Source organism: Paenibacillus glycinis, assembly GCF_009909185.1.
GTDB lineage: Bacteria > Bacillota > Bacilli > Paenibacillales > Paenibacillaceae > Paenibacillus_Z > Paenibacillus_Z glycinis.
The window spans coordinates 39,276-62,536 of record NZ_JAAAMV010000013.1; the positions used below are offsets into that span (position 1 = coordinate 39,276).

The window sequence follows — 23,261 nt, forward strand, 5'->3', positions numbered from 1 at the left end:
GACGGGTCAGTCATGGGCATGGACATTTACATTTGGGTCGGCGTCGTCATCTTTCTCGCATTGGCTTTCGATTTCATAAACGGCTTCCACGATACGGCAAACGCCATCGCGACGACGGTGTCCACCCGGGCGTTGTCGCCGAGGATGGCGATTATCCTGGCTTCGATGATGAACTTCCTCGGGGCGGTCATGTTTACCGGGGTGGCGAAGACGATCGGCGGCAAGATCGCGGATCCGCGCATCCTCGAGCACGGGGTGCAGGTCGTCGTCGCGACGCTGATCGGCGCGATCGCGTGGAACCTCCTTACCTGGTGGTTCGGCATTCCGTCTTCCTCGTCGCACGCCTTGATCGGCTCGCTGACCGGGGCGGTCGTCAGCTCGGCCGGCTTCGGCGCCATCAACGGCGATGGCTTCGTCGACATTATCAAAGCACTCATCCTATCCCCCCTGATCGCCTTCGCCGGGGGCTTCGTCGTCATGTGGATTTTGAAGCGGATCTTCGCGAGGTCAAGCCCGCATCAGGTCAATAAAGCGTTCCGCTCCGGCCAGATCCTTACCGCGGCGTTCCAATCGTTCACGCACGGCACGAACGACGCGCAGAAAGCGATGGGCATTATCACGTTCGCGCTCGTCACCGCGGGGGTGCAGGACAACACGGACGTGATCCCGCTGTGGGTCAAGATCTCCGCGGCCACGGCCATGGCGCTCGGCACGTCCATCGGCGGCTGGAAGATCATCAAGACGATGGGCACGAAGATTTTCAAAATCGAGCCGATCAACGGCTTCGCGGCGGACATCACGTCCGCGACGGTCATCTTCACCGCCACGCTGACGCATCTGCCGGTCAGCACGACGCATGTCATTACCTCGTCGATACTCGGCGTCGGCAGCGCGAAGCGGTTCGCCGCGGTCAAGTGGGATCTCGCGGGCCGGATCGTCATCTCGTGGATCATCACGATTCCGATCACGATGGTGCTGGCGGCGTTGATTTATCAGATTATCGCCTTGTTCATCTGATGGCGGTCACGGGACGGGCATATATTCTAAAGCAAAGAGCATCAAGCCGGCGCGGGCTTGATGCTCTTTTTGTTGCAACCGGCCTACGATCGGCGACACCCGACGGACGCTGACAGGCAGACACCTGTGGCCGATTCTTCGCTCCTTGCACCGACTAGCCTATAATGCAAAAGCCCCTTGCCGGGGCAAGGGGCTCGAGCAGTCGATTTTAGAAGGAATGCGGCGGTGGCGGCGGAACTTGGGCGTACGCGCCGTAGAACGACTCCCCGCGTTGGCGAAGGTCTTCGTAGAAATGCGCCATTGTCGTGTAGATATAAGGGTTGAGCCAGAGAATGCCGATACCGAAAGTCACGAAGCAGAGCAGCATCCAGCCGATGAAGGAAAGGAAGAGCACGAATAAGCGTCCTTTATGGCCCTTCATCATCTCTTTGCTGCGGCGGATCGCTTCCAGCGCGCTGATCTCCGGATTATCCTTCAGGATGAAATAAGCCATCGAGTAACGAAGCGCCGCAATGAAGCCGGGGACGATAAACAGCAGCATCCAAAGCAAAGTGAATACCAGCATGAGCAGATAGAGCAGAAATGTGCGAATGAAGTCCGGAAATCCGCTGAGCAATTCGACGAAAGGCGGACGCTCGCCGCGCGAGATGCGCAGGAAGAAGCTGTACGAGCCGAAGGCGAGCGCGCCGGCACAAATTTCGATGGCGATCTGCCCGATGGCGGGGATGACGTTCGTAATCGCTCCGATCAGCAGAAATACGAGCATGAATAGCGCCGATCTTCCCCATTGTCCCGATAAGCTTTGCCTTGCTCTAGCCCGTAGCTCCGATCTTGATACCATGATTGTGCAGAACCCACCTTTAATGTTTTTGTTTCTCCTGGAAGGCAACCAGCCGTTGGCCGGGGAGATGTGAATAAAATATGAACAAAGAACAGAATACATGATAGCCTAATTCCCTGAAAAAATCATCACATTTTGGAAATTAACAATAAGTAAATGTCGACACGCTCCGCATATAGTTCCTTAGTCCCTATCAATCTGGTATAATCATCCTATTATTCGACAAGACCGGGATAGAATGAGGGACATCACGTGTTGGAGCACAAGCAAATGAAACGGTTTCCGCTTTGGATATCGGCCGGAATCGGGCTGTTGGCCGCCGCTTATCTGATATTCGCGAATGGGAACGGCATCGGGACAGGCGCCGACATGCGGTGGAAGACGAAGCTCGCCGGAGAGAACGAGACCGCGGTGAGGCTGATGAACGAGAACAAGTACGAAGAGGCGCTGACGGCGCTTCAGATAGCGGTACAGGACGTTTATGATCATGATCCGAGCTTGGAAGAGGCGAAAGAAGAGCGCACGCTGTCCGATCCCGTGCTGGACGTCCCGTTATCCAATATGAGCTGGGCGTATAACGAGATGGGGGATTATCGGAACGGCTTGGCGGCGATCCGCAAAGCGCTTCTGCTGCTGCCGAACACGGCCGAAGAGTACGTCAACGAAGGCAACGCGCTCTATGGCCTGAACCGCGGCGAGGAGGCGCTCGCGAGCTTCGACCGGGCGCTCGCGCTGGATCCGGACGCGCGGTATGCCTTTTACGGCAAAGGCGTCATCCATTACGAAGCCGGCGAGTATGCCGAGGCGCTGAAGGACCTTGACCGTTATCTGGCGTACGAGCCGGACGACATGGAGGCGGCGGAGAAGAAAATGTTCGCGCTGCTGAACGCGGGCGGGAACGACGAGGCCGCGGCGTACGGCGACGCGCTCGTGAAGGACTATCCGGACGAGTACGAGGCTTATCGGCTGAAGAACGAAGCGATGAGAGCATCGGCCGATTACGAGGCGATCCAAGCATTCGACCGGATGGTCGCCGCAAAGTTCCCCGGCAATCCGCGGGCGCAGGAGCTGCTCGGCGGATTGTACGGCGATTATGGCCAATACGACGATGCGCGGGATTATTACTTGCAGCTGTTGAATGACAATCCGGCCGAGAGCTCGATCTATCTCGCGCTGATGAACAACGAGAGCGATCGGGACGACGTCGATGCGGCGCTCGGGTTCTATCGGGATGCCGCGAGGGCGGATGCGGCCGATCCCGAGCTGCACCGCACGATGGGCCGAATCTACGAGGAAGCTACGGATTATATGGCCGCCGTGCCGTATTATGAGCAAGCGATCAAGCTGGATCCGCAGGACGAAGAAGCGGTAATCGGCAAAATCCGATCGTTATACCGGGCGAAGCGCAACATCCGGTGCGCCGATTACGTCAGGGATGCGGAAGCGGTCCGTGCTTCGAAGTCGGACATCGCCTTCTACGGCGGCAAATGCAATGAAGAGCTGGGCCGGAACGCGGAGGCCGAAGCTTATTTCGAACAAGCGGTCGAGGCGGATCCCGGCGATGCGGAGGCGTTGGCCGAGCTGGCTGCCTTGAATCTGACCCTGCGCAGGGACGATTCGGCCTTGGACTTCAGCGAGAAGACGCTGCGGCTGGATACAGACAATGCCGACGCGCTCTACGTGCAGCGCGAGCTGCAAGAGCGGAAGAAGCCGCTCGGGGAGCGGGTGAAGGCGTTCTTCGCGGCGAGTTATATGTACGGCGCGCAGGTGAACGACGAGGACGTCTGGCTCGCGAAGCTGGACGAGCCGTCGATCACGCCGGCCGAGATCGGAGCCGTCATCGATCGCGCGCGGCTGCCGGACGATCCGTTCACGTTCGCGGTGTGGGGCGAGGACTACGACGCCGCGACGTCGGAGGACGAACGGGACGTGGACGTCCGGAACGAAGGCAGCGTCGTGTATATGCGGATCGCGGAGTTCGGCGAGCATACCGACGATCGTTTCCTCGCGGCGCTCGACGCGGTCGAGCAGCCGGCCGGCAAAACGCTCGTCATCGACCTCCGCGGCAACGCCGGCGGTCTCGCGGTCAGCGCCAACAACATGCTCGACGGGCTGCTCCCGGACGTCGTCATGAGCACGGTCCTGTACAAGGACGGGCAGGCCGAGCCGTACGAATCCGATGCGTCGCACGTCGATTTCAAGCATGTCTACGTGCTGGTCGACGAGCGCACGGCGAGCGCCTCCGAGCTGCTCGCGCTCGGTCTTCGCACCTATCTGCCGAACGCGACCATCGTCGGCCGCACGACCTTGGGCAAGGGCGTCGGGCAGCAGGCGTTCATGGACGACGAGCAAGGGATCGCCGTGTTCGCGGTGAATTTCTACTGGAACGTGCGGGAGCGGAACATCATGGGCACGGGCATAACGCCGGATATCGCCGTTCGGGGCGATGCGCTGGCGGACTTCATGAAGCCGGTGCTGGGGGGACGAACGTAGTCCGCTTGCGCGGCGGATGAAGTCGAGGCATGGCGGAACTGGCACGGTCATGCGAGGCCGAGGTGGTTGCAAGGCAGTACGGGAGCGGTTGTTCGAAGGGCAGGCATAGCCGCGGCGGAACGAGAGTCGTCATGCGGAGGGAACTGCGGGCCGCGAAATTGCCCAGTTCGCTTCACGGCTTCCGGCGAGCTCCCCATGTAGCCGGGGCCGCTTGAATACGTTCGAAAGCTCGTTCGATGCCGCACGGAGCGAAATGAATACATACCAAAGAGCAGTCCCGATCAGCGATAGCTGGCGCCCGGACTGCTCGATTTGCGGATTTGAACGGCCGGGGCGGGCGGCCCCGGCGGCTGCCGGCCTCTCGATCGCTTAGCCGCCTGCCGAATGCCGCGCCGGTTATTTGCGCGGCCGGGGCCGGCGGTTCTTCGGGCCGAGCGGCGTCGGGCCTTTGCCGCCGCCGCCCTTGCTGCCGCCCTTGGCGCTCTTGCCGGTCGCGCGGCGGCGTTTCTTCTTGCGCGCCTTCGGCCGGTATTCGTCGATGTCGCCGTCGTCCGCGATCGTCGCGGAAGCGCCCTTCTTCCCGAAGGAGCCGGCGAGCACCTTGATGAGCGGCGCCATCTGGGTAATGCTGCCGACGACCTTCTGGACTTTGGTCATCGTCGTGACGATGCCGTCGAGGCCGCCCATGCGGTCGACGACGCCCTTGAGATCGTTCAGGCTGTTCCCGAGATTGAAGCCGCCCTTCGTCTCTTTCCCGTCGGCCGCAGCGGGCGCGGCGTCCGTCTTCGACACGGGCGCTTCCGGGAGCGGGATGATTTGCTGATTGGAGGCCGGCATGATGTTGATGGACGGCACGCCGTTCGAGAATTCGTCCGTATCGAAGGGAACGGGCGTCTTCAAGCCGACGCTTTTATTCAAGCCCGGGAACGGGTCGGAAATGCCCGGAAAAGGGCTGCTTCCCGGAGTTTGCGGGCCTTGACCTTGGCCGCCGAGGGGCTGCTGGAAGCTTCTGACGGACGGATCGTAGCGATATTTCACGCAGATCACAACCTTTTTCAACGTTTTGATAGCAGTCTATGGGATAATTGACTATACGGATTGGACGCCTGCCCGCTTTGGGCAAATTTTTTGGGTGAATAGAAGGGGTCATATGGCCCGCGCGGCGCCTTCCGCGGCTCTGCGAGTCTGTACAGCACCGCAACGGTGACGCTTGAATATTACTGACAAAAGCATTACACTGAGCATATTAGTCAGGGTAGGAGTGAACGGACGAATGCAACTCAAGAAGCTGAACGATAAAACGGTCGACCAACTATTCGAGGCGGTACTCACGCTCAAGACGGTCGAAGAATGCTATATTTTCTTTGATGATCTCTGCACGGTAAACGAAATCCAATCGCTCTCGCAGCGGCTTGAAGTCGCGCGCATGCTGGGCAAGGGCGCGACGTATAATCAGATCGAGGCGGAGACCGGCGCCAGCACGGCGACGATCTCCCGCGTGAAGCGGTGCCTGAACTACGGCAACGACGGGTACAAAATGGCGCTGGAGCGCGCGGGACGCTAGGCATGAAGCCGGGCGTGCTGGTGATCAGCCATGGCTCGCGCGAAGCGGGCTGGATCAAGCTTGTCGACGATGCCGTGGCGGCCGTCGCCGCATCCGGGATATTCCGGGGCGAGGACGGGGGCGCCGGGATTCCGGTCGTCTCGTCGTTTCTTGAGATCGTGGAGGGCCGTCTGATCCAGGACGGCCTCGATAGGTTAGCAGCGGAAGGCGTAGGCGAGTTATACGTCCTTCCGCTTTTTGTGTCGTCCGGAAGCACGCATGCGGACGACATCGCGCAGGCGTTCGGCGCGCCGCCCGTCTCGGCAGCGCGAGCGGGCGAGCTTGCGCTTTTCCGCGTCCCCGCAGGCGTGCGCGTGCATATCGGGCAGCCGATCGACGACGACGGCGACATCGCCGAGCTGCTGCTGGGCAATATCGCGCCGCTGACGGCGGATCCCGCCCGCGAGCGGCTGCTGCTCGTCGCGCACGGCTCGCGCGAAGCGGCGTTCCACGGCCGCTGGCGCGACGGCATGACGCGGCTGGCCGGGCGGCTCCGCGCGATGGGCGGCTTCGCCGGCGCGGACATCGCGATGCTGCTGCCGGATCAGGCGTCATGCAAGCTGCGGGCGCTGCAGCGGCGTCATCCGGGCGAGGCGTTCATCGTCGTGCCGCTGTTCCTGAGCGATGGCTACTTTACCCGCACGGTCATTCCGAAGCGGCTGGAGGGCCTGGATTACCGGTACAACGGCAGCGCCCTGCTCCCGAATCCGCGCATCGCGGGCTGGATGGAACGGCAAATCAGGAAGTGGCTGTCAGCGCTGGATGCGGATGGCGGCGGGCGTTTGGGAAGTTAGCCGCATTGGTGTATAGTAAGAACTAGTGCAAGAGATAGATTCATCGGGCAGCAAGAGCAAGGCAGATGGGCGGATGAGGGCGGCGGACTTCGGGAACGAGCGGCCGTTCGAGCGCGCATACAGGGAACGCATACGGTGACCGAACCAAGGCGAGGATCGGCGGCTTAGCCGGCTTTCGTCCATCCCTTGGAGGCAAGCCTGCACCGGTTCCCGCAGCGCGGGCCGGTCTTTTCTGCCGCCTGGATGTTCGGATGTTCGGAGGTAGTCTTAGTGACGATTAAGCGGGCAAGGCTCATTTATAACCCGACGTCGGGTCGGGAGGAAATCAAGAAACGGTTGCCGGATATCTTGCAGCGGCTGGAGCGCGGCGGCATCGAGACGAGCTGTCACGCGACGGTCAGCGAAGGGGATGCGACGGTAGCGGCGGCGGAAGCGGCGGACCGCGGCTTCGACATGATCATCGCGGCGGGCGGCGACGGCACGCTCTACGAGGTCATCAACGGGCTGGCCGAGAAGGACGTTCGTCCGCCCCTCGGGATCCTGCCCTTGGGCACGACGAACGATTTTGCCCGGGCGCTCGGCATTCCGAAGCATTGGGAGTACGCGTGCGACCTCATCATCCAGCAGTACGCGAAGCCGATCGACCTGGGGCGCGCGAACAATCGGTACTTCATTAACATCGCCGGCGGCGGCTCCCTGACGGAGCTGACGTACGAGGTGCCGAGCAAGCTCAAGACGATGATCGGGCAGTTGGCCTATTATATGAAGGGGCTCGAGAAAATGACCCGCCTGCGGCCGACTGAGCTGCGCATCCAGGCTGAAGAGATCGGCGAGATCCACGAGGAGATCATGATGTTCCTCATCTGCAACAGCAACTCCGTCGGCGGCTTCGAGAAGCTCGCGCCGGACGCGAGCCTGAACGACGGCATGTTCGACGTCGTCGTGCTGAAGAAGTGCAACCTCGGCGAATTCATTCGCCTGGCCAGCCTGGCGCTGCGCGGCGAGCATCTCAACGATCCGCATGTGGTCAGCTTCCAGACGAAGCAGCTCACCGTCACGACGCCGGATTACGTGCAGCTCAACCTCGACGGCGAGTACGGCGGCACGCTGCCGTGCACCTTCACGGTCCTACCGTCGCATCTGCACATTATCGTCGACGAATCGGGCATTTCGACTTATAAATAAAATCCGGGTGCCGAGGCATGCGGGTGATGGAGCGGGTATAGAATTATGAGCAACAAGTTTAGGGGCAAGGCCAAGAGCAATGCCGGGGGCAAAAGCAATCCCGCGAAGCATAGCGGTGCCGTCAGCGGCGGTCGCAGCGGCGGCGCCGCTGCCGGCCGTGGCGGGGGTGCGGGGCAAGCCGGCGGCGGCAACAGCCAAGCGCCGGTGGGCAAAAACGACGACGTCACCGTCGAGATCATCGGCTTGACGCATGAAGGCGAAGGGGTAGGCCGCGCGGACGGCTTTACCCTTTTTGTTCAAGGCGCGCTTCCCGGCGAGACCGTGCGCGCGCGCGTCATGAAGGTGAAGAAGACCTACGGCTACGCCAAGCTAGAGGCGATCGTCGCGCCAAGCGCGGACCGCGTCGAAGCGCCGTGCCCGATCTACAAGCAGTGCGGCGGCTGCCAGCTGCAGCATATGGACTATGCGGCGCAGCTGAAGTGGAAGCGGCAGCATGTGGTGGACAGCTTGGAGCGGATCGGCAAGCTGCGCGTGGCTGTAACGGCGGCCGGCAGCGGCTCCCCCGAGGATGCGGCTGCCGCATTCACGGGCGACCGTGGTGAGCGCGGCGACGGTCACGAACGGCCGACTGCGCAGCAGACGGTCATCGTGCATCCGACGATGGGCATGGACGATCCGTGGCATTACCGGAACAAGGCTTCCGTGCCGATGGGCATGGCAGTCAGCGGCGCGATCCATGGCAAGGAAGGCCTGCCCGCGCCGGATCTGAACGGCGAGCATTTGATCGGCGGCTTCTACGCCCGCGGCAGCCACCGGATTATCGACATGGACGAATGTCTGATCCAGCACAACAGCAACGACGAGATCGTCGCGCGGGTCAAGCGGATCGGCCGCGAGCTCGGCATCACGGCTTATAACGAAGAGACCGGGCAAGGCTTGCTGCGCCACGTCATGGCGCGCGTAGGCTTCGTGACCGGCGAAGCGATGATCGTGCTGATCACGAACGGCTCGCGGATTCCGAACGCGGATCAATGGATCGCACGTATCCGCGAGACGATCCCGGGCGTGACGAGCATCGTGCAGAACGTCAACAAACGCGACACGAACGTGATCTTCGGCGACGAGACCCGCGTCCTCTGGGGCAGCGAGGTGATCTACGACGAGCTGGACGGGATTCGCTTCGCGATCTCGGCGCGTTCGTTCTATCAGGTGAACCCGGTACAGACGGTGGCATTGTATCGCAAGGCGGTGGAATATGCGGCGCTGACCGGCCGCGAGCAGGTTATCGATGCTTATTGCGGTATTGGGACGATCTCGCTGTTCCTGGCGCGCCAAGCGGGGCATGTTCACGGCGTGGAGATCGTGCCGGAGGCGATCGAGGATGCGAAGCGCAATGCCGCGCTTAACGGCATCGAGAATGCTTCGTTCGAAGCCGGAGCGGCTGAAGTGGTGATTCCGCGGTGGCGGCAGGAAGGCATCGTGCCGGACGTAATCGTGGTGGATCCGCCGCGTAAGGGCTGCGATGAAGCGCTGTTGGAGACGATTCTGGCTATGCGGCCGGAACGGGTAGTGTACGTGTCTTGCAATCCGTCCACGCTGGCTCGGGACCTGCGGGTGTTGGAGGATGGCGGGTATCGGACGGCGGAGGTGCAGCCGGTGGATATGTTTCCCCATACGGTGCATGTGGAATGCGTGGTGTGGTTGTATCGAATTTACAAATAACGGGATGCCTAAAGCCTTTTTTCAAAATAATATTTAACGAACAAGAAAAAGCTCACGGTAAGATAACGTGAGTTTATTCTTGTTCGTGGTAATGTTCAGTCAGTTGTAATTGTCTCCTTGAGCTAACGAAAAAATGTTTAAGATAAAGGTGATGAACCTCATCATGGGAAAGAAAAAAATCGAATTAAATGAGGAAGTAGCGGTGATAAAGCTGCAACTGGGAGTAGTGTCACTACACATATGAAAGCGATCATTTTGATGGCTCGTAAACAGGAATGGCAATTCGCGATCGTTTTCGTATCAAAAGCAGGAGAAATGGCGTTTTCAGACGAAAAAAGATGTTAATTATTGGAGGTGTTCCTCTTGAACGATAAGACTTTTTCCTGGAGAAGATTCTGGTGTCCACGAACAGGTACAATCAATTTATCTGATGGCGGTTATCTATATAACCCTGATTCTGAATATGGGCATATTTATAATGAAGGTGTTGTTCCTTTTGAAAAAATATCGGAGGTTCCATGCTTAATTTTGTTAGGAGAGCCGGGTATAGGTAAAACAGAAGCTTTAAAAAGTATTGAGAGATCGGAAAAAAATCTTACTCTAAAGATTGATCTTCGTTCGTATGGAACAGAAGACCGCTTAGTTCGAAATATATTTGAAAATCCTTTGTTTAAGGCTTGCCTAAGAGGGGAGCATAATCTACATCTTTTTTTAGACAGTTTGGATGAATGTTTACTGCGGATAGACTATGTAGCGGTTTTGTTGGCAGAAGAATTTATGAAGTATAAGAATAACCAGTACCTAAAGAATATTTTTCTAAGAATCGCCTGTAGAACAGCTGACTGGCCGAGTTTACTTGAGCGAGAGTTAGCGGAATTATGGGGAAAAGATAACATCCAGATCATGGAGCTGGCACCATTGCGAAGAGTTGATGTTCATAATGCGGCATTTGAACTGGGTATAGATGCTGATAGGTTCATGAATGAAATACGAGAGAAAGAAGTAATTCCTCTTGCAATTAAACCGATTACGTTAAAGTTTCTTTTTAATCTTTACATACGACATGGTAACTTTCCATCTTCACAAAAAGAGTTATATCTGCAAGGCTGTGAACTTCTCTGTGAAGAAACGAATGAAAGCAGAGTCGCATCTAAGAATACAGGAAGTATGAGAGCCAAGGAACGTCTAAAAGTAGCTTCGCGAATTGCAGCCATGATGGTGTTCTCTAATAAATATGCTGTATGGCGTGATATTAATTATGGTGATGTTTCTGAGGAAGATATAACCATTAGTGATATTTCAGGTGAGCATCAAAAAGATGATTCGTTAATAATTCCTGAATCAGAAATTGAGGAGACTCTTTCTACCGGATTATTTTCTTCAAGAGGGTTGAATCGCTTTGGGTGGGCTCATCAAACATATGCTGAGTTTTTGGCGGCGTTATACGTAACTCAAAATGAACTGTCTCTTGTTCAAGTTATGAGTTTAATTGAACATCCGCTTGATTCAGAACAAATGCTTATACCGCAACTACACGAGGTTTCAGCCTGGATAGCAACTATGAATGTAGAAGTGTTTCGCCAAATCATAATCCGAGATCCACAGGTACTGCTTCGAAGTGATGTTACAAGTGTAGATCCTGAAGATAAAAAATCTTTGGTAGATGGTCTTTTAGAACTGTATAATGCAAACAAAATTAGAGACTGGAATTTTAATGAATACTATTATAAATTGAATCACCCAATTCTTGAAAAGCAGATTAAACCATATATAGTTGATCAACAGCGAAGTACTGTGGCACGGCGTGCTGCTATTCGAATTGCAAGAGCATGTAAACTTAGTGTATTACAAGACGATTTACTTATAATTGCACTAAATCCTGATGAGGAGTATCACATTCGAATCCAGGCAAGTTACACGTTATGTGAGTTAGCAAATGAAGCGAATAGAAGGAAGCTCCTTCCATTGGCTAAATCTGAGGCAGGAAAGGATGCTGACGATGAGTTGAAGGGTGCAGCACTCCAAGCGCTGTGGCCTCAGTATATGTCAGGTGAAGAAATATTTTCTCTACTCACTGTTCCTAAACGTAGAAACTTTACTGGGCAATACAGAATGTTTTTGAACTATGAAATTCTTGATAAGCTTCAAGTTTCGGATCTATCCTCTGCATTAATATGGGTTCTAAAGCATGCTGTTAATGAGCAATTTGATTCTCAAATTGAAGATTTAGTGCAGGGGATCTTAAACAAAGCGGGTCAGTATTTGGAAGTACATGAAGTTCTAATAGCTTTTACTAATGTTATACATGCAAGATTATTGCATTTCGATAATTTAAATTATATTAAAGACTTATTACAAAATCAGGTTATTCGTAGAAAAATCTTATTTTCATTGTTGAACACAGAATCTGATCAGGAAGTCATTCTTTCTTCAGCCTTTTCTTGGCTCATATTGTCAGAAGATTTCCCATGGATGGTTGAACAATTGTATGAAAATAGCTCCCCTGAACTTCAAAAAAAATGGATTATTCTGATAGAAAGATCGTTTAACCCGTCTAATTCCGAGCAAGTAGAGTTACTTTATAATGCTATTCAGAATAATAAAATGTTAGCTGAGAAATGCCAAGTTTTTTTTCAGAGTATTCCATTAGATTCTGAACAAGCCACTGAGTTAAAAGAAAGTCATATACGGAGAACAAAATGGCGGGAGATGAAGGAAGAACGTGTACGTATTTATCCATCTATAGATGAAAGAATAGGTTTGAGATTAGATGAATTCGAAGCCGGTGATCTAGATGCTTGGTGGAGATTGAATTGGGACTTGGGAATTGAAGAAGAAAATGGACAGGTAGAAGAGTATGAGTCAGATATAACAGCATTACCTGGTTGGAGAAAAGTTGATATACGAGCTGAAGGACGAATTTTATCCGCTGCGAAGAAATATGTACTTGAGAAGATCACAGCAGCTTCTAGTTGGTTTGGAACAAATACTTGGCATAAATCAGCTATGTCAGGATATAGGGCTCTAAGATTGGTGTACGAGCGAGATTATGAATTTTTACTTTCTTTATCGCCATTCCATTGGGAAAACTGGTCTCCAGTTATCTTAACGCAGTGGGTAACGTCAGAACATGACGAAAGAGAAATACATGATCACTTAGTTAAGTTAGCATATTTGAATGCTCCTGATAGGGTGATTTCAGATGTGATGCAACTTATAGATAAAGAGAATCAACAACATTCTAATGTGTTTATTATTAGATCAGTGAAAGAATGTTGGGATGCTCGATTAGGCGAAGCAGTATTAAATAAATTAAAGACTAAGAGTTTAATGCCTGAGTCTATAAAGTGCTTACTTAATGATTTGCTACGATATCAGATAGATGGAGCAGAGGAGTTTGCTTTGTCTTTAATTATTCCCGAATTATTAGTTGCTGAAGAATCTCGTAAGTTAGCTACTATTGCCGCTGCTGTGTTATTGAACAACTCTCGGCACGTCGGTTGGGATATTGTATGGTCTCTTAAAGAGTCTTACCCTGATTTTATTCAAGACACTTTTCTTTCTTTTACAAGTAGATTTGAAGGAAACAAATTACTTCAAGCTTTATCAGAGACGGCGCTTGCTGATTTTTATATCTGGTTGGTAAAAAGATTTCCGCATAAAGAAGATCCGAATCATGATAATGACGAAATGGCACATTTGGTAGAGCCTCGTGAAGAGATAGCTGATTTCAGAGACGGTATTTTACGCTACTTGTCAAATAAAGGGACATTAGAATCTTGCAATGAGATTGCAAGGATTGTCACTGAACTGCCTGAACTTTCGTGGTTAAAGTGGACACTAATTGAAGCACAAGATGTCACACGCCGTAATACTTGGTCTCCTTCAAGCCCTGTTGAAATCATTCAGTTAGTGGGAAGTAGGCAACGAAGACTAGTGCAAAGCGAAAATCAGTTACTGGAAGTGTTAATTGAATCACTTAACAGACTGGAGCAGAAACTACATGGAATTACACCGGCAGTAGTATGGCTCTGGAATGAAGTCGGTCAGAGGGAATATCGACCAAGATCCGAAAACGAATTTTCCGATTATGTAAAGCAACATTTGGAAGAGGATTTACTAGGGAGGGGAATCGTAGTTAACCGAGAGGTGGAAATACGGAGAAGTGTTGGATCCTTACCTGGGGAACGTACAGATATTCATGTGAATGCATTGTTACCAGGGATATCAAAGGAAGCTTTTGAAGTCATTACGGTTATTATCGAAGTTAAAGGAAATTGGCATCGGGAGCTATTTCAAGCGATGGAAACTCAATTAGTCAACAGATACTTAAAGGAGGGCAAATGTAAGTATGGTCTATATTTAATTGGTTGGTTTGAGAGCTCTAAATGGAATGCAACTGATAATCGTAAATCTTCAATTCCATCATGTGGTCTAAACGCTACCAAGGATACATTAAAAGATCAGGCTAAAAGTTTATCAAAGAGAGGGGTGAATGTTGAATCATTTGTTATGAATCTAATTTTTTAAGATTTTGTGGCGGCTGATGTGTAGAACCTGCTTACCTAACACATGTGGAATGCGCAGTAAGCGATATATCGAGAGAAACATCCTAAATTACGCCACACAGTCAGGGTAAGGTGTTGAATGGTTAATCACGCTCAGCAAGCATTATGTTTAACTCTCCCCTCAGCGATGGAAGTTCGAACATCGATGAGTTGCAATCGATATGTAGTTATTTATACTGAACAAGGAGAATTATATGGCCTGGAGTAAATTGAAACAAAGCCTGGAAAGTTTTCTTAGCCCTGGGCTAAACGGAAGGGTCGAGTACCGTGCGACCAGCTACCGGTATGTACTCGATAAAGCAGGGATTTGCTACATCGCGGTCGGTAAGAAGAACGTGCTCAATATGAGCGATACGACGAGCGGAATCCGCTGGTATCAGACGGAGCTGGAGGTTAAGAACGATCCCGACATCCGAGTTCCGGTCAGCGAGGAAGAGATCGAAGCCGTCCGGCAAGAGACCAAGGGGAACGCCCCGGAAGATCGACTGCAAGCGATGGCCGGCAGCAGAAAAAAATCAGTCCTTGCAAAGGAGATTTTCTCGGCACAGTCATCCTTAAGCAAATCGAATTTTATCGTTGTGGCTACGAAATTCTTGTCCACTTCTATCGAAGAGAGCTTAGAGAGCCAGGATATCGTGTTGAATATTCTAGCTTTGGTCGACAGACGGGTCGGGAAAAAGCGCCTGTTAAACATGGCCGAGAAGATGAAGGCAAAGCATCCGGCGGTGCGGTACTTTTATGAAATGCGACTGAGAACGATCTGAGCATGCATCGACGCTGCTTAGCTGGACGAGAAGCCGGTCCACTTGATACCGCTCCGGGGTTTACCCGCTGGCATTTGAGGCTATTGAATATAAAAGACCTATAGCCTATACTCTCTCTATATCCAATTGTTCGCCTTTCTGGAGCTACTCGTCAGGCTGGGAGAGAGATGTCCACATGAACCCGAAGGTCCCCTTATACAACCAAATTCAGCGCTATATCCGCAATCAGATCCAGACGGGGGTTTGGAAGCCCCATGATCGACTGCCGGCCGAAAGAATACTGGCGGAGCAATTCAACGTAAGCCGAATCACGGCCAAGAATGCCGTTGTCGGCTTGGTCGCGGAAGGCTACCTGTACCGGCATCGCGGCAAAGGAACGTTCGTGACGGACAAGCAGATCTCGTGGTCGCCCCCGGCCGCGGAGGAGAACGCGATGCTGCCCCGATCGGCCAAACAGATCGGCTTGATCATGCCTTGGATGGAGTTTAAGTACCAATTCGCCTTAATATCCGGCATCGAATTTGAACTCAGCCGACACGGCTATCACCTGGTCTTCCGACGAATCGCCGGCGCCGATGAAGCGGAGACCGCAGCCATCAAACACTTGCTGGCTATCCCGGTCGAGGGCTTGATGGTCGTCGCGAGCCGCGGCGAGTATTTTCAAGACGACATGTTAAGGCTCGTATTGGAGAAATTCCCGCTCGTATTCGTCGAGAAATATTTTCGGGATTTCAAAGTAAACGGCGTGCATTGCGATACGGAAAAAGCCGGCTATCTGATGGGGCAATTCCTGGTCGGCCGCAACAAGCGGCGAATCGGCTATATGAGTTATCCATCGCAGTATACCGCCGGCGTGCGGGAAAGGCTGTTCGGCTTCCAATCGGCGCTGCTGGAGCACGGAGTTCCTCCGATGCCCGCTCATCTGAATATGACCATCTCGCCGGAGGTCGTTCAGGGCTCGAACCAGATCGGCCCGCACGACGTGCCGGAGGAAATCTTGGATTTCATTCGCGAACATGCGGAATTGGAAGCGATCGCGGCCGCGGATGCCCATATTGCCCAATTCATCGGGCGGGCCTGCTGGCAGCTCGGACGGCGAGATCTCATGATCGTCAGCTGCGACGAACCGAGCTACGTACCGGCGTGCGTCATGCCTGCCGCCTACGTGGATCAGTCGCCGGCCGAGATCGGCATGATTGCCGCACAGCTTATGATGAACGCGATCGAGAACAACGCCGACACGCAGCTGAGACGCGTAGAGCCTCGGCTGATTGCATTTACTTGATGTCAACCGGATCACCGAGCGCGGATGCCTACTCAGGCGTCCGCGTTTTTGTTGTTAATTGGATATATAATTTCATAATTGGACTTATTGACCTATCCAATGCTTGCATCTATACTCGAACTATAAATGCTTAGGAAAGGAGATCGACACTGTGCGAGGACTAACGGGAAAAGTAGCTGTCGTTACGGGCGGGGCACGGGGGCTGGGAGAAGCGATTGCCCGGCGCTTAAGCGAGGAAGGCTGCGCGGTATGGATTTTCGATCTTAATCCGGATGGCGCCGAGACGGCAGCACACATCCATCGGGCGACCGGTCATCCCGTGTACTATGAGAACGTGGATATCAGCCAGGAAACGAACATCGAAGAAGCCTTCCTCCGCGTAGCCGAATCGTCCAGCATCGTGGATATTCTCGTCAATAACGCCGCGCGATTCATCTTCAAGGGCGTGGAGGCGACGTCGCAGGAATGGAAGTCCATCCTGGACGTGAATATTATCGGCACCTCGCTCGTTACCCGTAACTGCGTGCCGCTGATGAAGAAAGCCGGCAAAGGCGCCATTGTTAATCTGTCTTCTGTAAGCGGTTTCATTGGACAGCCGAGCTTTGCGACGTATAATGCGACCAAGTTCGCGATTCGCGGTCTAACGAAATGCTGGGCGATCGATCTCGGCGCATTCCGGATTCGCGTCAATAGCGTCTGTCCCGGCTATATCCGGACGCAGGCGTTCGACGACAGCTGCATCCAGCTGGGCATCGATCCGGAAGCAGAGAACGCGCGAATCTCGCTGCAGCATATTCTGGGGCGGCAGGGAACGGCGGAGGAAGTATCCGGCGTCGTGGCGTTCATGGTATCGGAAGACGCTTCGTTCATGACCGGCGAAGATGTCATGGTTGACGGCGGTTATCTTGCGAAATAGGAGCTGATGAGACATGCAGGCATTGGTCTACTGGGGTCCCGGGAAGTTGGCCCTCGAAGAAGCAGACGTTCCGAGCCTGAAGCCGGACGAGGTGCTCGTTCAAGTCGAGCGCGTGGGGATTTGCGGCAGCGAATTGGAGGGTTACTTGGGCCATAGCAGCATACGCGTACCGCCGCTCGTCATGGGGCATGAATTTTGCGGCACGATCGCTGCCATGGGAGACGAGGTTCGCGGGCTGTCGCTAGGCGACAAAGTCGTCGTGAATCCGCTGATTGCTTGCCGAACCTGCCCGAGCTGCCTGGCGGGGAAAATCAACATTTGCCGCAATCGCCAGCTCATCGGGATTCACCGGCCCGGCGCATTCGCGGAATTCGTGGCCGTCCCTTACGAGAATGCGATCTCCGTCCCGAAGGAGATGGACGCGTCATTGGCCTCGCTCGCCGAGCCATTGGCCGTGGCGATCCATGCGGTCAAGCTCGGACTTCGGCCGCTGGACGATCTGCTCATCCTCGGAGCGGGACCGATCGGGCTGTTATGTCTGCTGGCCGCGAAGGAGATGGGAGCGGGCTCGATCGTCGTGCTGGATCTCCAGCCGGACCGGCTCGCGCACGCGGAGCGATTAGGGGCCGTGGGCCTCTCGCCGAGAGACCTCGATGCGCGACGGGAGGAGATCTTCCCGCTAGGCATCCCCTCGGTCATCGATTGCGTCGGCGTACAGGCCGCGAGAGAGCAAGCGATGCATGCGGTCGATGCGGGCGGCAAGGTCATCCTGGTGGGATTAGGCCATGGCCGATCGGACCTGCCGGTCAATCATGTGGTACGACAAGAGATTTCGCTGATCGGCTCATACACGTATTCCCACGAGGACTTCCAGCAGGCGGTCGCGCTGTTGCGGCAGGGGAAGATCGATATCCGGCATTGGACGCAGACACGCGATTTGGCGGAGGGGCCGGCAGCCTTTCAAGAGCTAGTCGAGGGGAAGGGAAGCTTCAGCAAGATCTTTTTGAAGCCGTGAATGGCGAGCGGCTATAACGGAGGGAGAGACGGGGATGACGTTCAGAATCGTCGATTTGTCGCTGGAGATCTACCATGGGGCGCCTAACTTCGCGTGGGATCCCAAATGCGCCGTGATCGTGCATAATACGACCGAGAGCATCGGCTATAACATGACGCAGCTTTCCATGAGCACCCATCAAGGCACGCATCTCGATGCGCCGTATCATTTCCTGGACGATGGCAAGACGGTGGATCAATTGGATCTGCACCAATGCATCGGCCCGGCGATCCTGGTCGATCTGACTTACAAGCAGCCGAAGGAGCCGATCGGGATCCGGGATTTTGAGCCGTACGCCGATCGAATCATGGCAGGCGCGAAGGTGATCTATCGCACGGATTGGTTCAAGCAGCTTCCGGATCGGCGCTACTTCTCGGATTTCCCCTATATGACGATCGAGCTGGCGGAGTGGCTCGCCGAGCGGCGGATCGGATTGATCGGCATGGACGTCCCCACGCCGAATCCGACGGATTACGACCCCGTGCACAAGATTCTGCTCGGCGCCGAGATCGTCGTCGTCGAAGGCTTGGCCAATCTGGGCGACATCGGGGAGAGCGAATTTTATTTCTCCGCCGCCCCGTTGAAGATCAGAGGGAGAGACGGGGCACCAATCCGAGCCTATGCGATGCTGGGGCTGTAAGGCGTATGCATACATGAGCGGAACGCGACGTCAGGATCATAAATGGCCGGAAAGCGAGAGGATGACGAAGATGAAGCGAATAGCCTTGGTTAATTTCACGACGCTGGATTATACGATTGAAGAAACGATATTGCGCAACGCCGGTTGTCAGGTGGAGGTCTACGACGGTGTCGCAACCGAGGACTTGCCGGGCACCGTACGCGATGCGGAGGTGCTGGTCGTGCAGCTCCAGCAGGTGCCGGAGGCGTTGTTGGATGCAATGCCGAGCCTGAAGCTGATTGCCCGAGAGGGCATCGGCTTGGACAGCATTCCGCTGCAAGCCGCGACGGCGCGCTGGATCACGGTCATGAACGTACCGGATTATTGCCTGGAGGAAGTGGCCGTGCATGCCGTCAGTCTTATGCTGGCGGCGCATCGCAAGCTGTTCGCGGCCTCCAGCCTTGCCCGCGAGGGGCAATGGACGCGCATGCCCGAGCTCAAGCCGATCTATGCCTTGTCGGCATTGACCGTGGGCTTGATCGGCATGGGCCGCATCGGGGCTCAGGTGATCGCCCGCCTGAAGGGCTTCGGCTGCCGGATGATCGTGAGCGATCCTTACTTGCGTCCAGACGGCGTACCGGAGGGGGTGGAGCTGGTGAGCTTGGATGACTTGCTGGCGCAATCCGATCTGATCTCGCTGCACTGTCCGTATACGGAAGAAACGAAGCACCTGATCAATAAAGCGCGGATCGCGCAGATGAAGAAGCAGCCGGTGCTGATCAACGTCTCGCGCGGACCGCTCGTTCATGAAGGCGATCTGGTGGACGCGTTGAACGCGGGGGCGATTTCCTTCGCCGGCTTGGACGTACTGACGGTCGAGCCGCCGGCGTACGACCATCCGCTGCTGCACCATCCCCAAGCCATCGTGACCAACCATATCGCCTGGTATTCCGAGCAATCCGAGGCGCGACTGCGGAATTTGACTTCGGAGCGGATTGTTGCGTTTCTGGAGGGGCGGGAGATTCCGAATGTTGTGAATGGTGGGTAGGGATGTTTGGAGGAGGGGGATAACGGTCGACGGTGCGGGAACGGCTTTTTGCTATAGAAAGTAAGAACGGTACTTTGGATGTTCAGGATGTGGAAATCGGACAGTCTTAATTGATAGGCGGAATAGAATTGAAGTTGCTGCGATCTTGTTCTAAGCGGCTTTTATTTTGTCCAAAACCAGTATTGAAGCAGGCGGATAATCAGCTGAGCTTGTAGACCACAGGGGATTTAACCGAGGTGAATTTAATATGTTTCCGCATACGGTGCATGTAGAGAGCGTTTGTTCCTTGATTTATAAGGGTGTAAACAATAAATAAAGTCTTGCCATATTGAATAAAGTCCTGACAGGAATTAAATAAACTCGTGATAAACATGGGGGAAGTCTAAGAGGAGAAAGGGGAAAACCCTTATCCCATAAGCCATTCCCCAATTTTTTTATCAAGACATTATTCAAACGCAAATAAAGTTGTGACAAAAAGAGGTGAGGGGAGAGACGGGAAATCACGGATTTTTAGCAGGACTTTATTTAATCAGGTGACGGTGGAATGCGGGTTTAAGGGGGATAAAATAGCAGAACTTTATTTAATATGGACATAGTAGGAACGAAAAATGATTTTTCGTTTCGAAGTATTTAGGGAAATTGGGGACAACAAAGCTATTATATAGTTCAGACACAAAATAAAGTTCGTCGTTGCTTACCATTTTCTTTAACGAAGTGTATGATAGATTATGAAGTTGATTTGTTTAAGAAGTTACTATACAATTCAGATACAAGATTACGTTTGTCGCTTACCAGTATGCGACTCATAAATGCCTGGAACGTTTGGTTCTGTCACTAACCAGTATGTGACTAATAAATAACTGGTTTGATAATCTTGTAAAGAAAACTCAACTGAAGTTCAGGAAGCACCTGAAAGTAAACGGCAATGGCCGTTTCTTTTAGGTGTTTTTTTATTTCCAAAAAGAAAAGGAGTAGATGCACGTGAAGATCCCAAAGGATTTGCAAGTTGGTCAAAAAATCGAAGTTGTTTACATCACTGGGGAGTTTGAGACCGTCGTATTTGGAGGATGGGATTGGACATACGGACTATTTCCCGTTCTCCGTTTCGAAGATGAATATTGGGAAGAGGAGAAACTCGTGAAAATAAGTGGTTGGATTCGACGTTCATTAATTGCTCGATTGAAACTGATCAAAACTGATCAACGAAGTCAAAAAATAAAGGTGTAAGAAATGATTTTGAAACGCTTCAATCAGAAGGAATAGGAAATAGGTAAGTCATTGAGATTTTCATACTAAGCTTAAATTATTGCAGAATGAAGATCGTTCGTATAAAATTAAAGCAATAAGCACTTATTCGGGTTACTTCGATTTGAAAATAACTCTAAAGTTTGTGGAAGATTTAAAGGGGATTTCATAATGACTTTAATAAAGAATTCATATCGGATACTTATTCAACCTGTAGCCATAAGGCATAACAGGTTTTTCTTTTTTTATGTAAATTATTTTTTGCAATATTCACTGAAGAGAATACATTGCACGAAGTCTTGTCATAATTTTTCACCATGTAGCAATCTTGGCTAAGGGCGTTGATCTGATCTGGCCAGCCCCTTATGTGAAAGCTTTGTTCGTCAATATATAAAATAAAGGAGTATGTCTAATGATACATCCAAACCTTCTTGATGCGCGGTCCCTATATAGTAATACGCGACTATATATTAAATTTAAGTTGCTTTTAGCAACTGTAAGCGCCTTTGGAGGTGAGGTACCACTCACTGAAAAGGAACTGTCTGTTCGCCTCGGTACTTCTTTGAGTCGTATTCGTTCATTGATTACACGATTAATCGAGGACAAGCTGGCTTCACGTCTAAACGGCGTATTATTCTTCCATAAATATGTCGATGAGAATAGAGACAATCATTTGTATGCTAAACACTATGCTTTTTTCACTTGTAATGAGTTTTTAAATGAAAAACCGAATGTACGCAATTATGTTTTGCATATCGTTGGAAGTGTGTTGATAAATACTTGCAAAGCTGAATGTCATATGCATCTAAATGAATTATATGATGAATCGGGATTATTTTTGGTACGTAATCAGAAAGAAGCTATTGTGGTTATTGAGAAGGCTAAAAAGTATCTGGATATAGACTTCAGCGGCAACAGCGTGCGTATAAATAACGTTCATAAACATTGGACGGGTATGGGGGAAATTCATTCTGAAGGTGCGATCTTATGGGTACGTAAGCAACTGGAAAGACATAAATTTTTCATGGGCTTCATTTCTAAAGATGCAGTTCAGCAATTTAGAATCGTAATGGATTCTTATTATAGTGATTTTGGTTACGCCTTTGCAACCAGAGTATTTGATGCCACACTTGCCATTTTGCAACAAAAGTTACGCGAGCGATCTGAGGAATATTATTACGGACTCATTTATCGGGATCATGGCGACTACACTCAAGAAGAGTGTGATGAAATCCGAGGCTATTTTCGAATTGTTATGCAAAATGCGGAATCTCTATTTACGACCCATCGTGGACTTGAAAATGAATTACTATTGTTGCGGTAAGAGAGAGCACTAAAGTGTTCAAATTAATATAATTTAGTTTGAGGTGAGGAAGATATCAAATAATATTATTTTTGTAATTGCTGCGGCTAACTTCAAGCTACTTCTAAAGTTTGATAACGGAGTCTACAAGATTTTTGATTATTATGTATTTGCAAAAGGCAAACAAGGATTGGTTAATGATATTTTGAATAATTTAAAACTTTTTGAATCAGTTAAGATTGACGGCACAGGTACGATCTGTTGGCCCAATGGATATGATATTGCAGTTGAATTTTTGTTTGACAACAGCGAATCAGTTGACGATGATATTTTTGATGGGATTTATGCAGTTCCACCTCCAGATGGAAAAAGGTTAATGATTCGCAAGTTGCTTAACTATTGTGACGAAAAGGGGGTTGACCCTTTAAACTTAACAGAAGAAGAAATGAAGAAATTTAAAAAATGACTAAAATAGGCTTACCAAAGCAAAGGTAATGCAAAGTATGTCGCTGATTAGTTACAGGGCAGTTCGTATTGCGCGTAACATAGATTTTGATCCTAAGATACTATGTAGCAAAACCACTTGCATTTTAATCTTGACTTCAATTTCGGGCAAGTATGATGTAGAGCTTTAATCATAAAGTATATTGATAATATCCATATGATGTCTATATTTTGTCGATATAAGAGCATTTCTACTGTCATGGAGAATCAATTGGATTTAATGGGGTGCCCTTCAATGTATAGATGTTCTATTGATACTTTACGGTTGTTCTCAGTATAGAGGGAGGTCAGTAATTGAGG

18 protein-coding genes are annotated in these 23,261 nt (G+C 51.9%); 16 read left to right on the forward strand and 2 right to left on the reverse strand.

Going from position 1 to position 23,261, the window contains the following annotated elements; all coding sequences use genetic code 11:
* Window positions 1-18 precede the first annotated feature (18 nt).
* Complete coding sequence (locus tag GT019_RS17120) at window positions 19-1,017, forward strand: inorganic phosphate transporter (protein ID WP_161744495.1); 999 nt, start codon at window positions 19-21, stop codon at window positions 1,015-1,017.
* A 208-nt stretch (window positions 1,018-1,225) separates the two neighbouring features.
* Here GT019_RS17120 and GT019_RS17125 read toward each other — a convergent pair whose 3' ends face one another.
* Window positions 1,226-1,858 carry a DUF975 family protein gene (locus tag GT019_RS17125; protein WP_161744407.1) on the reverse strand — a complete coding sequence of 211 codons (633 nt, stop codon included), beginning with the start codon at window positions 1,856-1,858 and terminating at the stop codon, window positions 1,226-1,228.
* 252 nt (window positions 1,859-2,110) lie between these two features.
* Between GT019_RS17125 and GT019_RS17130 the strand changes: the two genes are divergently transcribed.
* On the forward strand, window positions 2,111-4,351 hold the full coding sequence (locus tag GT019_RS17130; RefSeq protein ID WP_161744408.1) for a S41 family peptidase: 2,241 nt from the start codon (window positions 2,111-2,113) through the stop codon (window positions 4,349-4,351).
* Window positions 4,352-4,747: 396 nt separating this feature from the next.
* On the opposite strand, the gene GT019_RS17135 is transcribed toward GT019_RS17130, so the two are convergent.
* On the reverse strand, window positions 4,748-5,389 hold the full coding sequence (locus GT019_RS17135; RefSeq protein WP_161744409.1) for a hypothetical protein: 642 nt from the start codon (window positions 5,387-5,389) through the stop codon (window positions 4,748-4,750).
* A gap of 235 nt (window positions 5,390-5,624) precedes the next feature.
* On the opposite strand from GT019_RS17135, the gene GT019_RS17140 reads away from it, so the two are divergent.
* The 14 genes from GT019_RS17140 (at window position 5,625) to GT019_RS17205 (ending at window position 22,923) form a co-directional block, all read left to right on the forward strand.
* Window positions 5,625-5,915, forward strand: a complete 291-nt coding sequence (locus tag GT019_RS17140) for a YerC/YecD family TrpR-related protein (RefSeq protein WP_161744410.1) — start codon at window positions 5,625-5,627, stop codon at window positions 5,913-5,915.
* A gap of 2 nt (window positions 5,916-5,917) precedes the next feature.
* Complete coding sequence (locus GT019_RS17145) at window positions 5,918-6,748, forward strand: sirohydrochlorin chelatase (RefSeq protein ID WP_161744411.1); 831 nt, start codon at window positions 5,918-5,920, stop codon at window positions 6,746-6,748.
* Between the two features lie 243 nt (window positions 6,749-6,991).
* On the forward strand, window positions 6,992-7,933 hold the full coding sequence (locus GT019_RS17150) for a diacylglycerol kinase (RefSeq protein ID WP_161744496.1): 942 nt from the start codon (window positions 6,992-6,994) through the stop codon (window positions 7,931-7,933).
* A gap of 45 nt (window positions 7,934-7,978) precedes the next feature.
* Complete coding sequence (gene rlmD / locus GT019_RS17155; RefSeq protein ID WP_161744412.1) at window positions 7,979-9,655, forward strand: 23S rRNA (uracil(1939)-C(5))-methyltransferase RlmD; 1,677 nt, start codon at window positions 7,979-7,981, stop codon at window positions 9,653-9,655.
* 363 nt (window positions 9,656-10,018) lie between these two features.
* A complete protein-coding gene (locus tag GT019_RS17160) occupies window positions 10,019-14,185 on the forward strand; it encodes an NACHT domain-containing protein (protein ID WP_161744413.1) in 4,167 nt (1,388 codons plus the stop codon).
* 232 nt (window positions 14,186-14,417) lie between these two features.
* Window positions 14,418-14,987, forward strand: a complete 570-nt coding sequence (locus GT019_RS17165; protein WP_161744414.1) for an SF0329 family protein — start codon at window positions 14,418-14,420, stop codon at window positions 14,985-14,987.
* Window positions 14,988-15,162: 175 nt separating this feature from the next.
* Complete coding sequence (locus GT019_RS17170; protein WP_161744415.1) at window positions 15,163-16,272, forward strand: GntR family transcriptional regulator; 1,110 nt, start codon at window positions 15,163-15,165, stop codon at window positions 16,270-16,272.
* Window positions 16,273-16,423: 151 nt separating this feature from the next.
* On the forward strand, window positions 16,424-17,188 hold the full coding sequence (locus tag GT019_RS17175; RefSeq protein WP_161744416.1) for an SDR family NAD(P)-dependent oxidoreductase: 765 nt from the start codon (window positions 16,424-16,426) through the stop codon (window positions 17,186-17,188).
* A gap of 13 nt (window positions 17,189-17,201) precedes the next feature.
* Entirely contained in the window at window positions 17,202-18,203 is a 1,002-nt protein-coding gene (locus GT019_RS17180; RefSeq protein ID WP_161744417.1) for a zinc-dependent alcohol dehydrogenase, read from the forward strand.
* A gap of 34 nt (window positions 18,204-18,237) precedes the next feature.
* A complete protein-coding gene (locus GT019_RS17185) occupies window positions 18,238-18,882 on the forward strand; it encodes a cyclase family protein (RefSeq protein ID WP_161744418.1) in 645 nt (214 codons plus the stop codon).
* 70 nt (window positions 18,883-18,952) lie between these two features.
* The gene (locus GT019_RS17190; protein WP_161744419.1) at window positions 18,953-19,909 is read left to right on the forward strand and encodes a C-terminal binding protein; all 957 of its coding nucleotides are present in this window, start codon (window positions 18,953-18,955) and stop codon (window positions 19,907-19,909) included.
* 981 nt (window positions 19,910-20,890) lie between these two features.
* Entirely contained in the window at window positions 20,891-21,136 is a 246-nt protein-coding gene (locus GT019_RS17195) for a hypothetical protein (RefSeq protein ID WP_161744420.1), read from the forward strand.
* Window positions 21,137-21,566: 430 nt separating this feature from the next.
* Complete coding sequence (locus GT019_RS17200; protein WP_161744421.1) at window positions 21,567-22,478, forward strand: helix-turn-helix domain-containing protein; 912 nt, start codon at window positions 21,567-21,569, stop codon at window positions 22,476-22,478.
* A 43-nt stretch (window positions 22,479-22,521) separates the two neighbouring features.
* Complete coding sequence (locus GT019_RS17205) at window positions 22,522-22,923, forward strand: DUF2442 domain-containing protein (RefSeq protein ID WP_161744422.1); 402 nt, start codon at window positions 22,522-22,524, stop codon at window positions 22,921-22,923.
* Window positions 22,924-23,261: the final 338 nt, after the last annotated feature.

Coding starts and splice junctions, on each gene's coding strand:
- GT019_RS17120 (WP_161744495.1), top strand. CDS start 19: ATGGACATTTACATTTGGGTCGGCGTCGTCATCTTTCTCGCATTGGCT.
- GT019_RS17125 (WP_161744407.1), bottom strand. CDS start 1,858: ATGGTATCAAGATCGGAGCTACGGGCTAGAGCAAGGCAAAGCTTATCG.
- GT019_RS17140 (WP_161744410.1), top strand. CDS start 5,625: ATGCAACTCAAGAAGCTGAACGATAAAACGGTCGACCAACTATTCGAG.
- GT019_RS17145 (WP_161744411.1), top strand. CDS start 5,918: ATGAAGCCGGGCGTGCTGGTGATCAGCCATGGCTCGCGCGAAGCGGGC.
- GT019_RS17150 (WP_161744496.1), top strand. CDS start 6,992: ATGTTCGGATGTTCGGAGGTAGTCTTAGTGACGATTAAGCGGGCAAGG.
- rlmD (WP_161744412.1), top strand. CDS start 7,979: ATGAGCAACAAGTTTAGGGGCAAGGCCAAGAGCAATGCCGGGGGCAAA.
- GT019_RS17165 (WP_161744414.1), top strand. CDS start 14,418: ATGGCCTGGAGTAAATTGAAACAAAGCCTGGAAAGTTTTCTTAGCCCT.
- GT019_RS17170 (WP_161744415.1), top strand. CDS start 15,163: ATGAACCCGAAGGTCCCCTTATACAACCAAATTCAGCGCTATATCCGC.
- GT019_RS17180 (WP_161744417.1), top strand. CDS start 17,202: ATGCAGGCATTGGTCTACTGGGGTCCCGGGAAGTTGGCCCTCGAAGAA.
- GT019_RS17185 (WP_161744418.1), top strand. CDS start 18,238: ATGACGTTCAGAATCGTCGATTTGTCGCTGGAGATCTACCATGGGGCG.
- GT019_RS17190 (WP_161744419.1), top strand. CDS start 18,953: ATGAAGCGAATAGCCTTGGTTAATTTCACGACGCTGGATTATACGATT.
- GT019_RS17200 (WP_161744421.1), top strand. CDS start 21,567: ATGATACATCCAAACCTTCTTGATGCGCGGTCCCTATATAGTAATACG.